Source organism: Pseudomonas sp. P4_C4, from assembly GCF_056402055.1.
The window spans coordinates 16,882-31,440 of record NZ_JBFUID010000004.1; the positions used below are offsets into that span (position 1 = coordinate 16,882).

Consider the following 14,559-nt stretch of genomic DNA (forward strand, 5'->3'; position numbering starts at 1 on the left):
CGGACTTGCTCATGATCAAACAGTCGTTGTTTGTACCACTCGCAGGATGCTTGCTCGCGATCGCATGCGCCCAGGCGAACGCCGCACCTAATCCTTATACAAGTTTCATTGTCTTCGGGGACAGCCTCAACGACGCTGGGACCTTTGCCGACACGGGCGGGCCTGCCGGGGCGACGCAGCGCTTCACCAACCGGACGGGGCCGGTGTACCTGGATGGCAGTGGCGAAGTCCGCTCGCTCAACGCCACGCAGATTCTGGGCGGAAAACTGGGGTTTTCACCAGACCAGACGGCATCCTCTGCTTCAGCAGTTCGCGCCAACGAAGGCCTGCCTGATGGTAACAACTGGGCTGTAGGCGGCTACCGTACCGACCAGATTCTTGATTCGATTACCAGCACCTCCGCCACCGGCGAACGCACCCGGGCCGGCTATCTTCCATCCAATAACTTCCGTGCCGACCCGAACGCACTGTATTACCTGTCGGGCGGCGGTAACGACTTCCTGCAAGGTCGAGTCACCAGTCTGCCCCAGGCCAGTGCCGCCGCCGACCGCCTGGCCGACAGCGTGCAGACGCTGCAAACCGCCGGCGCCAAGTACGTCATGGTCTGGTTGCTGCCCGATATCGGCTTTACCCCGGCGTTCAACGGCACCCCGCTGCAAGCGTTCACGTCCCAACTCAGCGCCCAGTTCAACACTGAACTGGTAAGCCGACTGCAAAACATCAATGCCGAAGTCATCCCGCTCAACATTCCGGTACTGCTCAAAGAGACGTTCGCCAACCCGGCACAGTTTGGCCTGGCCACCGACCAGAACCTCATCGCCACCTGCTTCAGCGGCAACGGCTGCACCGAGAACGCCCGCTACGGCATCAACAGCGCCACGCCGGACCCGACCAAGCTGATCTACAACGACTCGGTGCACCCCACCGAAGCCGGGCAGCGCCTGATTGCCGATTACGCCTATTCCCTACTGGCGGCGCCGTGGGAGCTGACCTTGCTGCCGGAAATGGCCCAGGGCACCGTGCGTGCGCATCAGGATGAATTGCGCAATCAGTGGCTGGCCGATTGGGAAAACTGGCAAGGCGTCGGCCAATGGCGAGCCATTGTTTCCGGCGGCGGACAGCATCAGGACTTTGACGGTCAGGACAGCGTGGCAAGCGCCGACGGTAACGGAGCCAACCTGAACATTGGTGGCAGCTATCGTCTCGACGATGCCTGGCGTGTCGGCCTGGTGGCCGGTTTCTATAACCAGAAACTCGAAGCCGGCAACAACGATTCCGACTACAAGCTCAACACTTACCTGGGCACGGCATTCGCCCAGTACCAGCAAAACCGTGTGTGGGCTGATGCGGCGTTGACGGCCGGGCATCTGGATTACGATAGCCTCAAGCGTAAATTCCAGCTGGGCGTCAACGAACGCGGCGAAAAAGGCGATACCAGCGGCTACGTCGAAGCCTTCAGCGCACGCGTGGGTTACGACATTGCGCAACAAGCCAGCAGCCCCTGGCACCTGTCTCCGTTTGTCAGCGCCGACTTCTCCAAGGTACAAGTCGACGGTTACTCGGAGGACGGCAACAATTCCACGGCGCTGACCTTCGCCGATCAGGAGCGTATTTCCCGGCGTCTGGGCGCTGGCCTGCAAGGCAAATACCAGATCACCCCGCAAACCCAGGTTTTCGGCGAAGCGGCAATCGAGCGTGAGTACAACGACGACACTCAGGACGTGGGTATCAACCTCAACAGCCTGCCGAACAATCAGTTCACGCTGGAAGGCTACACCCCGCAAAGTCATTTGCAACGTGTGAACCTTGGGGTGAGCCACAACCTCACCAAGGACCTGGCATTGCGCGCCAGCTACAGTATTCGCAAGGACGACGATTTCACCCAACAGGGCATCAACCTAGGTGTTGCGCTGGACTTCTGATGTGCAGGCAATAAAAAACGCGGCGCCCTCACAGGCGCCGCGTTTTTTTTGGCGATGAGATCATTGTGGGAGCGAGCTTGCTCGCGATGAGGGCTTCACAGTCAACATTGATGTTGCCTGTCCCACCGCTATCGCGAGCAAGCTCGCTCCCACAGGATTTGTGGTCAGCTCAGCTTTCCGGGGTCTGTTCAGCCAGGGCAACGGCGCGGAACATCGCGCGACGCTTGTTCAGGGTTTCTTCCCATTCCAGCGCCGGCACCGAGTCAGCCACAATGCCGCCACCGGCCTGCACGTGCAGTTCGCCGTTCTTGATCACCGCCGTGCGGATCGCAATGGCGGTGTCCATGTTGCCGTTCCAGGCGAAGTAACCGACTGCACCGCCGTAGACGCCACGCTTGACCGGCTCCAGTTCGTCGATGATTTCCATTGCGCGAATCTTCGGTGCGCCGGACAAGGTGCCCGCCGGCAGAATCGCTCGCAGTGCGTCCATGGCCGTCAGCCCTGCTTTCAGTTGCCCGGTGACGTTGGACACGATGTGCATCACGTTGGAGTATCGCTCGATGACCATCTTCTCGGTGAGCTTCACCGAACCGATTTCCGATACGCGACCGGTGTCGTTGCGACCGAGGTCGATCAGCATCAAGTGTTCGGCGATTTCCTTGTCGTCCGACAGCAGGTCTTTTTCCAGCGCCAGGTCGGCCTCTTCGTTGGCGCCCCGCGGACGGGTGCCGGCAATCGGGCGCACGGTGATCAGGTTGTCTTCGACCCGCACCAGCACTTCCGGCGAACTGCCGACGACGTGGAAGTCGCCGAAGTTGAAGAAGTACATGTAAGGCGTCGGGTTGAAGCAGCGCAGTGCGCGGTACAGATCGATCGGTGCCGCCTTGAAGTCGATCGACATGCGCTGGGACGGCACGACCTGCATGCAGTCACCGGCCAGAATGTATTCCTTGATGGTGTCGACGGCTTTTTCGTAATCGTCCTGGGTGAAACTGGAGCGGAATACCGGGTCAGCCGATTGTTGTTTGCTGAAGTCCAGGCCACGGCGTGGGGTGATCGGCTGACGGAGTTTTTCCAGCAGCTCTTCCAGGCGTGCGCGACCTTGTTCGAAGGCGTCTTCCTGCGCCGGGTCGGCCAAGACGATGGCGTGCATCTTGCCGGCCAGGTTATCGAACACCACCACCGCGTCGGAAACCATCAGCAGAATGTCCGGCACGCCCAGCGGATCCGGGTTCGGGCACTTGCCCAGACGCTTTTCCACGTAACGCACGCAGTCGTAACCGAAGTAGCCCACCAGGCCGCCGTTGAAGCGCGGCAGGCCGGCAATGGTCGGCACGTTGTAGCGGGCCTTGAAGGTTTCGACGAAGGCCAGCGGGTCTTCCACATCGTGGCTTTCGGTCTCGACGCCATCGACGGTCACGCTGACGTGATGATCGTGAACCCGCAGCACGGTGCGGCACGGCAAGCCGATGATCGAGTAACGGCCCCACTTCTCGCCGCCCTGTACGGACTCCAGCAAGTAGGAATTGGGCTCGTCGGCCAGCTTCAGGTAGATCGACAGCGGCGTGTCGAAGTCGGCCAGGGTTTCGCAGGCAAGCGGGATGCGGTTGTAGCCGGCAGCGGCCAAACGCAGGAATTCTTCGCGGATCATGAGGTGCCTCGTGGCTTGAGGGTCGAACAGTCAGGTATGCAAACGCGCCGGATAACCGGCCAGAATCAAGTCAGGCGCGCCAACGCCAGCGGGCCAGGGCCTTGATGACTTTCATCCAGAGTTTGCGAGTGACCACCACGATGGCGTTTCCAGAAGGGGGTTTGACAGCGTCGGCCAACGTTATCTCAGCGGCCGGATCCAGGCAACCGGGAATTAGTTTGCGCAGGTCGTCGATCACCAGCGCCGGCGACTCTTCGGCAATTGGCCGACCGTGGTTATAGCCGTAGCTCAGGGCCACGCACTTGACCCCCGCCGCTTTCGCCGCCAGCACATCGCTGCGCGAATCGCCGACAAACAACGACTGCGAAGCCGGAATGTTGGCCATTTTCATCACGAAAAACAGCGCGGCCGGATCGGGTTTTTTCTGTGGCAGGGTGTCGCCGCCGATGATCCAGCGGAAGTAACGACCGATTTTCATCTGATCCAGCAGCGGCGCGACGAAACGCTCCGGCTTGTTGGTGATCAGCGCCATCTCGACGCCCTGCTTTTGCAGCCACTTGAGGAAGTCGCGCACACCGGGATACACCACCGTCAACTCATGGCTCTCGCCATAAGCCTGCATGAAATACTCCAGCGCCCGTTCGGCCTCGTGGTTATCGACCGCCGAATGATCGATAGCGCCAGCCAGCGCACGACGCACCAATACCGGCGCGCCGTTGCCGACCCATTCGCGTACTGCTTCCAGACCGGCGGGCTTACGACCGAGTTTGAGCAGCATCTTGTCCACAGCCACTGCCAGGTCCGGGACCGAGTCGATCAAGGTACCGTCCAGATCGAACATCACCAGCCGCGGCAGTTGCCCCGGGAACAACTGCTCAAAGCCACTCATGGGCGAGCCAGCGCCAGTTCGGAACGCATCTTGTCGATGACTTCCTGATAGTTCGGCGCATTGAAGATGGCCGAGCCGGCGACGAAGGTGTCGGCACCGGCCGCTGCGATTTCGCGGATGTTGTTCACGTTCACGCCACCGTCGATTTCCAGGCGAATGTCACGGCCGGAGGCATCGATCAGCGCCCGCACTTCACGCAGCTTGTCGAGGGTGCCAGGGATGAACTTCTGCCCGCCGAAGCCCGGGTTGACGCTCATCAACAGGATCATGTCGACCTTGTCCATGACGTACTTGAGCACATCCAGCGGGGTCGCCGGGTTGAACACCAGGCCCGACTTGCAGCCGCCTTCGCGGATCAATTGCAGGGAGCGGTCGATGTGCTGGGTGGCTTCCGGGTGGAAGGTGATGTAAGTAGCGCCGGCTTCGATGAAGTCGCCGACGATGCGGTCCACCGGGCTGACCATCAGGTGCGCGTCGATCGGCGCGGTCACGCCGTACTTGCGCAGTGCCGCGCAGACCATCGGGCCGATGGTCAGGTTGGGCACGTAGTGGTTGTCCATGACATCGAAGTGCACGAAGTCAGCGCCGGCGGCCAGGACATTGTCCACTTCTTCACCCAGGCGGGCGAAGTCGGCGGAGAGAATCGACGGAGCAATTACGAAGGGCTGCATGACGCACCTTTTCTGAGCAGAATCACGATGGCGCGCATTGTATACCTCATGCTTTGACGTGCGCACCGTGAGCGCGATGATTGGACCTTGCCATCATCCATCAACGGCAGAAGCCCTAATACGCCGCGCGATAGATCTTTTCGATATCGGTGGCACTCAATTTGCGCGGATTGTTGCGCATCAAGCGCTCGATCCCCGCTGCTTCCACGGCCATGGACGGGATGGCGTCCTCGGGCACACCGAAACTGCGCAGGCCCTGAGGAATTTCCACGGCTGCACACAGCTCGCTCATGGCTTGCACGGCTTTGTCGGCCGCTTCGTTGATGCTCAAATGAGCGGTCTTCACACCCATGGCCTCGGCGATATCCTGCATGCGTTCGATGCAGGCCATCTTGTTCCAGGTCATGACATGGGGCAGTAGCAAGGCATTACTGACCCCATGGGCAATGTTGAAACGCCCGCCCAGCGAATACGCCAGCGCATGCACCGCGCCGACCCCGGCATTGCCGAACGCCATCCCGGCCATCAGGCTGGCAGTGGCCATGTCTTCCCGGGCTTGCAGGTTCGACGGGTTGGCGTAGGCCTTGGGCAAAGCCTTGGCGATCAACTTGATGGCGCCAATGGCCAACGCATCGGTAATCGGCGAGGCGTTGACCGACAGATAGGACTCGATAGCGTGCACCAGCGCATCGACGCCGCTGGCCGCCGTGACGCTGCGCGGACAGGTCAGGGTCATTTGCGGACTGACCAGCGCCACATCCGGCAACAGGTAGTCGCTGACAATGCCCTTCTTCAGTTGCGCGACCTTGTCGGAAAGGATGGCGACGTTGGTCACTTCCGAGCCGGTGCCGGCGGTGGTCGGGATGGCAATCAGCGGCGGGCCCTTGCGCGGGACCTGATCGATACCGAACAGATCCTCCAGCGCGCCGTGGTAACCGGCATAGGCCGCCACGCTCTTGGCAATGTCGATGGCACTGCCGCCGCCGAGGCCGATCAAGCCGTCATGCCCACCGTCGCGATAGGCACGCATGCAATCTTCGACGATGGCGATTTCCGGGTCTGGCAGTACCCGATCGAAAATCTCGTAGCTGCGTTCGCCCAGCTGCGCCAGTGCCAGTTCTACTGTGCCTGATTTCACCAAAGCGACATCAGTGACGATCAGTGGGTTGTCGATGTCCAGACGCGCCAGCTCGGCAGACAATTGCTCGATGGCACCTGCGCCGGTGATCAGTTTGTGAGCGATCTTGAAAGAGGAAAGACTCATGTGCGCAGCCTCTTATAGATAGGGGAGCTGGGCACAATAGTAGCTGGGGATTGCGGGTTGTCTTCCATTCAGGTCATGAATGACCGAGTTTTCCGGGAACACCAAAATACACTGTAGGAGCGAGCTTGCTCGCGATGAACCTGAGTGCGACGCGGGCATTCAGAAGGCCCGCGTTATCGTTGACGACCATYGCGAGCAAGCTCGCTCCTACAGTTGATTGGTGTGAAGGCTTAAACCTGCGCCGTACGCAGTTTCTCGCTTCGCCCGCGCAGCCATTCCAGGGTCAGCAACAGGATCACCGAGAAGGCAATCAGCAGCGTCGCGGCGGCAGCGATGGTCGGGCTGAGGTTTTCGCGGATGCCGCTGAACATCTGCCGTGGCAGGGTCGCTTGTTCGGGACCTGCGAGGAACAGCGTCACCACCACCTCATCGAACGAAGTCGCAAAGGCAAACAGCGCCCCCGAGATCACGCCCGGTGCAATCAGCGGCAAGGTCACCCGGCGGAACGTGGTCAACGGCGAAGCGCCCAGGCTTGCCGCGGCCCGTACCAGGTTCTGGTTGAACCCCTGCAAGGTCGCCGACACTGTGATGATCACAAACGGCACACCGAGCACGGCATGCACGACGATCAGCGAGGTGTAGCTGTTGCCAAATCCCAGTGGAGCGAAGGTCAGGTAACTGGCCACACCAATGATCACCACCGGCACCACCATCGGCGAAATCACTAGCGCCATCACCAGCGGCTTGCCCGGGAAATCGCCTCGGGTCAGGCCGATCGCCGCCAGCGTGCCGAAGATCATCGCCAGTACCGTCGCTGCCGGGGCCACGATGATGCTGTTCTTCAACGAACGCATCCATTCCGCCGAGGCAAAGAAGTCCTGGTACCAGTGCAGCGAAAAGCCTTGCAGCGGATAGACCAGAAAACTCCCCGAGTTGAACGACAGCGGAATGATCACCAGTACCGGCAGGATCAGGAACAACAGAATCAAGCCGCAGAGAATCCGCAAGCTGTAGAACCACACCCGTTCGATGGGCGACATATAAGGACTCAGCATTTCGTTCTCCCCTTAGCTCAGGCGCAGGCGGCTGGCGCCCACCAGCCAGCTGTAAATCAGATAAAGCACCACAGTCGCCAGCAGCAACAATCCACCGAGTGCGGTCGCCATGCCCCAGTTGATGCTGGTGTTGGTGTAGAAGGCGACGAAATAGCTGACCATCTGATCGTTCGGGCTGCCCAGCAATGCCGGGGTGATGTAGTAGCCGATGGCGAGGATGAACACCAACAGGCATCCGGCGCCGACACCGGCATAGGTCTGCGGGAAGTACACCCGCCAGAAACTGGCGAACGGATGGCAGCCGAGGGAAATCGCGGCACGCATATAGGTCGGCGAGATGCCTTTCATCACGCTGTAGATCGGCAGGATCATGAACGGCAGCAGGATGTGCACCATCGAGATGTAGACACCGACGCGGTTGAACACCAGCTCGATCGGCTTATCGATGATGCCCATGGCCATCAGGCCGCTGTTGATCAGGCCACCCGATTGCAGCAATACGATCCACGCCGCGACCCGCACCAGGATCGAGGTCCAGAACGGCAACAGCACCAGAATCATCAGCAGGTTGCTCTGCCGTGACGGCAGGTTCGCCAGCAGGTAAGCCAAGGGGTATGCCAGCACCAGGCAGATCACGGTGATGATCAGGCCCATCCAGAAGGTGCGGGCGAAGATGTCGAGGTAGATCGCCTGGTCCGGGGTGGCCGGGGCGATTTCGCCGAGGTCGTCGATGCGATGATCGACGGCCGCCAGCAGGTAATACGGGGTGATGCTGCTGGTGTTGCGGCGTACCGCTTGCCAGTAGGCCGGGTCGCCCCAACGTTCATCGAGACCTTCCAGCGCTTCTTTATAAGAAGCCGGCTCAGTGGCGAGCGGCAAGGCGCGGGCGGTTTTGGTCAGCAGGCTGCGGTAGCCGGCCAGTTCCATGTTCAGGCGCTTGGACAAATCGCCCAGGGTCTGGTTCTTGCGAGCGTCGGCGAGATCTTCGGCCGCCGCTTTGTAAACCGGTTCAGCGGGCAGGCCGCGGCCGTCCCAGCTGGCGATGGCGGTCACGGTGCGCGGCATGCCGCCGACCACTTCCGGGTTGCCAACGCTTTTGTAGAGCAGCGCCACGATCGGCACCAGGAACACCAGCAACAGAAACAGCACCAGCGGCGCGATCAACGCCTGGGCCTTCCAGCGGTTGACCCGCTCGGCGTGCTTGAGCCGCTGCTTCAAGGTGGGGCTGGTGCCCTCGTTCAGGGGAACGGCGATAGCCATGACGTACTCCGGGAATCTTTGATCGTTACAGAGGCGGCGAACCGCCCCTGTTGTGTTGAAACACCGCAACTTGTAGGAGTGAGCCTGCTCGCGATGAGGCCATCACATTCAACATCCATGTTGATTGACCCACCGCTTTCGCGAGCAAGCTCGCTCCTACAGCGTAAGCCCGCGGTGCGGTCTTACTTGGCAGCCCAGGCGTTGAAGCGCTGTTCCAGTTGCTCGCCGTTGTCAGCCCAGAAGCTGACGTCGATCTGCACCTGGTTGGCGATGTTCTCCGGGGTGGTCGGCATGTCTTTCAGGACATCCTTGGACAGCAACGGTACGGCTTGGGTGTTGGCCGGGCCGTAGGCGATGTTTTCCGAGTAGGTCTTCTGTTGTTGTGGCATCACCGAGTAAGCGATGAACTTCTTCGCCGCTTCGGCACGCGCCTTGTCCAGGCCTTTTGGAATGGCCCATGCGTCGAAGTCGTAGATGCCGCCGTTCCACACCACTTTCAGGTTGCTTTCTTTCTGCACGGCAGCGATCCGGCCGTTGTAGGCCGAACTCATGACCACGTCACCGGAAGCGAGGTATTGCGGCGGTTGTGCGCCGGCTTCCCACCACTGGATGTTCGGCTTGAGTTCATCGAGCTTCTTGAATGCGCGGTCCTGACCGTCCTTGCCGGCCAGCACTTTGTAGACGTCTTTCGGCGCAACGCCGTCGGCCATCAGTGCGAATTCCAGGGTGTACTTGGCGCCTTTACGCAGACCACGCTTGCCCGGGAACTGCTTGGTGTCCCAGAAATCCACCCAACTGGTCGGTGCGCTTTTCAGCTTGTCGGCGTTGTAGGCCAGCACGGTCGACCACACGAAGAAACCCACGCCGCAAGGCTGGATGGCGCCCTTGACGTAGTCTTCGTTCTTGCCGAACAACTTCGGATCGAGCTGCTCGAACATGTCTTCGTCGCAACCACGGGACAGTTCCGGCGATTCAACCTCTACCAGATCCCAGGACACGCTTTTGGTGTCGACCATGGCCTTGACCTTGGCCATTTCGCCGTTGTACTCGCCGGCCACGATCTTGCCGTTACCTGCCGCTTCCCACGGTGCGTAGAAGGCTTTGACCTGAGCCGCCTTGTTCGCGCCGCCAAAGGACACCACGGTCAGGTCCGGGCCAGCCGCCATTGCGTGTGCCGCGCCCATCATGCCCAGTGCCAAAGCGGTGAATTTCAGGGATCTCAACATTTATTGTTCTCTCCACGTGCAGGGTTGGTGTTGGTATTGCCGGGGCGATCAATGCGCCTCTAGAAGTGGGTCGAGTGCGCGAACGTGCTCGACCTGCCAGCCAAGCGGTACCACGTCGCCGACGGCGAGCGAGGGATCAAGCTCGGCAATCGGCTGTTTCACGAAGAAGTCGGTCTTGCCGCAGACTTCCATGCGCACCCGGACGTGGTCGCCCAGATAGATGAATTCTTCGACTCGCCCGGTGAAGCGGTTGACGCATTGGTCGCTGGAGCCATTGAGGCTCACGCGCTCCGGACGAATGGACAGGGTCACCGGCTCACCGGTCTGGCCGACGTTAACCGCCAGGGCTTCCACCTTTTCACCGCGTCCGAGTTCGACAATGCAACGGTCGCCGGTTTGGCTGTGCAGGCGGCCATTGAGGCGGTTGTTCTCGCCGATGAAGTTGGCGACGAAGGTGTTCTTTGGCTCTTCGTAGAGGGTGCGCGGCGGCGCGATCTGCTGGATTTCGCCCTGATGGAACACCGCCACACGGTCGGACATGGTCAAGGCTTCGCCCTGATCGTGGGTCACGTAGACCACGGTGACGCCCAGGCGCTGGTGCAGGTGCTTGATCTCCATCTGCATGTGTTCACGCAGTTGTTTGTCGAGTGCGCCGAGGGGTTCGTCCATCAGCACCAATTGCGGCTCGAACACCAGTGCGCGGGCCAATGCCACACGCTGTTGCTGACCACCGGAGAGCTGCGCCGGGTAGCGTTGGGCGAAGGCATCGAGCTGGACCATGCTCAGGACCCGCTTGACCCGGGCACTGACGTCGCTCTTGTTCATGCCACGCACGGTCAGCGGGAACGCCAGGTTCTCGGCCACCGTCATGTGCGGGAACAATGCATAGTTCTGAAATACCATACCGATGTCGCGCTTGTGCGGCGGCACGTTGTTGATGGCACGCCCCGCCAACAGGATTTCGCCCGCGGTCGGCGTTTCGAAGCCGGCGAGCATCATCAGGCTGGTGGTCTTGCCGGAACCGGACGGCCCGAGCAAGGTGAGGAATTCGCCTTTGCGAATGTCCAGGTTGAGGTCTTTGACGATCAGGTTCTCGCCGTCGTAGCTCTTCTGCACTCCACGAAAGCTGACCAGAACATCATTGGCCCCTGCACTTGAATCGACCTGGCTCATACCCACACCTTTGTTATTGATGACTGCTGTGGGATTAAGCCTAGTGGACGCTGGAGACCACGCAAATCGGGGGGCAAGAGAGATTCGCCTCAGCCGGATGGAAGGTTGGGGGTAGGGATTGCCCTACAAGGATGGCGCGTTTTGGCAAATGTAGTGGCAAGGGGTCAGCTACAAGCCACAAGTAACGGTGAAAGCAGCTCGTCAGGCACGTCGCTATTGGATATGCGCACGGTTCAACGACTGATGGAGAACCCTGTGGGAGCGAGCTTGCTCCGGGCGGCGTTCCGACGATAGCGGACTGTCAGTCGACATCAGTATTGACTGATAGGGCCTCATCGCGAGCAAGCTCGCTCCCACAGGTACAGCGGTGTGGTTTAGAGGAGCTTGTGTTCCATCGCGTACTTCACCAGTTCCGCCAACGAGGTGATGTTGAGTTTCTGCATCAGCCGCGCCTTGTGGGTGCTGATGGTTTTGCTGCTCAGCGCCAGTTGCTGGGCGATATCGTTGACGTTGGCGCCCTGGGCCAAGCGTTCGAACACAGAAAATTCGCGCTCGGAGAGCAGCGAATGCAAAGGACGCGAGTCGGTCAGGCCGACCTCGAAGACCATGCGGTCTGCCAGTTCCGGGTCGATATAACGCCCGCCCGACGCCACTTTGCGAATGGCCGTCAGCAACAGCGCCGGGTCGCTGTCCTTGGTCGCATAACCGGCAGCGCCCACCTTCAGCGCCCGGGCGGCCATCTGCGCTTCGTCGTGCATCGACAACACCAGGATCGCCGGCGGATTATTCAGGGCGCGAATCCGCGGAATCGCTTCCAGACCGTTGACGCCTGGCATGGAGATGTCCAGCAACACCACTTCGCAGGGCACATGACGCAAGGTGTCGAGCAACTGCTCGCCATTGCTCGCCTCCCCCACCACCAGCAAGTCCTTGGCCAGGCCGATCAACTGCTTGATGCCTTCGCGAACGATGGTGTGGTCTTCGGCTACCAGTACACGAATCACTTGCCCCTCCTCATTGATTACGACTGTCGGCGGTCCAGCGGCACGCGCACACTCAGGGTCGTGCCTTCACCCGGTTCACTCTCAAGGGATAACTCACCACCCATGATCAATACCCGCTCACGCATTCCGACGATCCCAAAGGACGCTGGCCTGCCAAGCGCGGCGACAAATCCTACACCGTCATCGCTGACCGTCAGACACAACTCGTCGCCTTCCAGCGCCAGCGTCAGTTCAACAGTATGCGCCTGGGCGTGGCGCATGACATTGGTCAGCGCTTCCTGAAGGATCCGGAACAGGCCGATAGCCTTGGCGTCGCTGAGCACCGGAAGATTGTCCGGCACTTGCACCAGACACGGGATCTGCGTGCGCGCCTCAAACCGTCGGGCCTGCCATTCGATGGCCGAGGCAATACCCGCATCGAGAATCGGTGGGCGCAATGCAGTCGCCACGTCGCGAACCAATTGGAAGAGTTGAGCGATCAGGCGCTTCATGCTGCCCAGGCGCTCGTTAAGGCCTGGATCGAGTTGCGCGTAAGCCAGTTCACACATGGAGGTTTCCAGCTTGAGCACGGTCAGCATCTGACCCAGCTCATCGTGAACTTCCCGGGCGATGCGCGCCTTTTCTTCTTCGCGCACGCTTTCCAGGTGCGCGGACAACTCACGCAGTTGTTCCCGGGAGCTGGCCAGTTCAAGCTCTATGCGCTTGCTCTCGCTGATGTCCCAGACAATACCGTCCCAGACATAGGCTCCGTCTTCCAGCCGGCGGGTGATGGCCTTGATTTCTGCCCAGCGCTGTTCGCCCTGGCGCGTGAGAATTCGACCTTGCCACGACCAGTCGCTGTCGGTATCCAGCGCATGATCCTGGGTCTGGTGATAGCTGGCCTTGTCATCCGGATGCACGAGGCTGCGCAGGCCTTTGTCGCGATGCGCCAGCGTGGCCGGCGAATAACCCACCAGGCTTTCGCTGCCTTCGCTGATGTAGGCAAAGTCGATCTGACCGGTCACCGGCGCCCGCTCCAGGCGGAATACCAGCCCCGGAACATTGGCGGCGATGCCTTGCAGCCGCGCCTCGCTTTCCTGCAAGGCGGCCAGGGCGCGGCGCCGCTCGGTGACGTCGTTGAGGTAAACCACCAGGTATTCGCCATCGCGAAAGCGCAGAAAGCTCAACGAGACATCGGCCGGCAGGATGCTGCCATCGGCCCGCACGCAATTGGATTCGAAACTTTGCGGGCCGTCTTCACTGGCCCGGGCGCGCTTCCACAGGTTCAGCCAACGGTCCATGTGCAGGCCAGGCTCGAAGTCGATCAGGGGTCGATCGATGATCCCTCCGGCCGGATAGCCCAGCATGCTTTCCGCCGCGCGGTTGGCGTAGCGCACGTGGCTGTCCCAGTTGACCCAGAGGATGCCGACAGTGCTCTGGTCGATGGAAAACTGGGTGAGCTGTAACGCCTCTTCGCTGGCGGCGCGCAAGGCGATGTCTTCCTGCGCGGCCAGCAGGCGTTGTTCCAGGTTGTGTTGCTGGCGACGCTGCCAGAACACGATGGCCATGCAACTTAACGTCAGCACAGCCAGTAACAGGCAGAGGTTCTGCCAAAAGCCCGGAGACTCGGAGAGCCGCGGATACTTGGGCTGCAGCCATTGATTGTGCAGTTGCTCCAGATCCTTGGCCGGGATCGCCCGCAATGCACTTTCGACGATGCCCGCCAGTTCCGGCTTGTCGCGGCGCGTGGCCACCCGCAGCAGCTGCGGCAGGCCGACATCCCCCACCACCACCAACCCCGCGAACTCCGTCTCGACCGACAAGCGTCCCAATTGCGCCTCATCAACCACCGCATAACCCGCCTGCTGGCCAGTCAGTAATTGCAATGCCTGACGCTCCATCGGGACGCCTTGCAGATTCAGGTGCGGATAGTTGCTACGCAGGTAATCGGCGATGGCGCTGGGCATGCGCACGGCGACGCGGGTCTGGCTATCGAGCTTTTCCAGCTCGACAGCGCCGGCGCTTTTCTGGTCGCTGACCACCAGTTGCGGCACTCGCATGTAAGGGTCGGAAAACTGCCAGAGGCGCAATCCGCCAGGGGTTTGGGTCAGCCCCGGGGCGATGTCGATTTCGCCCTCGCGTGCAGCCGCCTCCAGTTGTTCAAGGTCGGGAAAGTTACGCCAGCTCAGTTCGACGTTGAGGGTCTTTGCCAGCCACTTCATCAAGTCGACATTCACCCCGGACAGGCGCTGCAAGCGGCGATCATATTGCGCATAGGGCGCCTGCAACACCACGCCGACCCGCAACTCGTCCTGCTGCGCCAGCCAGTGTTGTTGTTTCGGGGTCAACTGGGCAACGTGCTCCGGGGGCATGGCCGCCGCCCAACCCATCAAGGGAAACCACAAACAGCCGATAACCCACAGGCAGCGTAAACGCATCATTGAACTCTCACACACTGACAAATA

Annotated in this window: 11 protein-coding genes; 1 reads left to right on the top strand and 10 read right to left on the bottom strand. The window is 60.7% G+C overall.

The features are described from left to right. Positions 1-11 precede the first annotated feature (11 nt). Positions 12-1,922, top strand: coding sequence for an esterase EstP (gene estP / locus AC1DXW_RS04025; RefSeq protein ID WP_477759779.1), 1,911 nt, complete (start codon positions 12-14; stop codon positions 1,920-1,922). Between the two features lie 169 nt (positions 1,923-2,091). On the opposite strand, the gene trpE is transcribed toward estP, so the two are convergent. The 10 genes from trpE to AC1DXW_RS04075 all read right to left on the bottom strand — a co-directional run bounded on the left by trpE (position 2,092) and on the right by AC1DXW_RS04075 (position 14,535). Continuing rightward, a complete protein-coding gene (trpE, locus tag AC1DXW_RS04030) occupies positions 2,092-3,573 on the bottom strand; it encodes an anthranilate synthase component I (protein ID WP_477755506.1) in 1,482 nt (493 codons plus the stop codon). Positions 3,574-3,643: 70 nt separating this feature from the next. Continuing rightward, the gene (locus AC1DXW_RS04035) at positions 3,644-4,462 is read right to left on the bottom strand and encodes a phosphoglycolate phosphatase (protein ID WP_007986028.1); all 819 of its coding nucleotides are present in this window, start codon (positions 4,460-4,462) and stop codon (positions 3,644-3,646) included. Next, entirely contained in the window at positions 4,459-5,133 is a 675-nt protein-coding gene (gene rpe / locus AC1DXW_RS04040; protein ID WP_477755507.1) for a ribulose-phosphate 3-epimerase, read from the bottom strand. The genes AC1DXW_RS04035 and rpe overlap by 4 nt, the downstream gene beginning before the upstream one ends. A gap of 115 nt (positions 5,134-5,248) precedes the next feature. Further along, on the bottom strand, positions 5,249-6,397 hold the full coding sequence (locus AC1DXW_RS04045) for an iron-containing alcohol dehydrogenase (protein WP_477755508.1): 1,149 nt from the start codon (positions 6,395-6,397) through the stop codon (positions 5,249-5,251). A 230-nt stretch (positions 6,398-6,627) separates the two neighbouring features. Then, entirely contained in the window at positions 6,628-7,452 is an 825-nt protein-coding gene (locus AC1DXW_RS04050) for an ABC transporter permease (RefSeq protein WP_046039496.1), read from the bottom strand. A 12-nt stretch (positions 7,453-7,464) separates the two neighbouring features. Continuing rightward, the gene (locus AC1DXW_RS04055; RefSeq protein ID WP_108216892.1) at positions 7,465-8,712 is read right to left on the bottom strand and encodes an ABC transporter permease; all 1,248 of its coding nucleotides are present in this window, start codon (positions 8,710-8,712) and stop codon (positions 7,465-7,467) included. Positions 8,713-8,894: 182 nt separating this feature from the next. Further along, entirely contained in the window at positions 8,895-9,938 is a 1,044-nt protein-coding gene (locus tag AC1DXW_RS04060; protein WP_477756444.1) for an ABC transporter substrate-binding protein, read from the bottom strand. A gap of 48 nt (positions 9,939-9,986) precedes the next feature. After that, a complete protein-coding gene (locus tag AC1DXW_RS04065) occupies positions 9,987-11,111 on the bottom strand; it encodes an ABC transporter ATP-binding protein (RefSeq protein WP_477759780.1) in 1,125 nt (374 codons plus the stop codon). Positions 11,112-11,485: 374 nt separating this feature from the next. After that, a complete protein-coding gene (locus AC1DXW_RS04070; RefSeq protein WP_008051638.1) occupies positions 11,486-12,115 on the bottom strand; it encodes a response regulator in 630 nt (209 codons plus the stop codon). Positions 12,116-12,132: 17 nt separating this feature from the next. Continuing rightward, a complete protein-coding gene (locus AC1DXW_RS04075; RefSeq protein WP_477759781.1) occupies positions 12,133-14,535 on the bottom strand; it encodes a PAS domain-containing sensor histidine kinase in 2,403 nt (800 codons plus the stop codon). Positions 14,536-14,559: the final 24 nt, after the last annotated feature.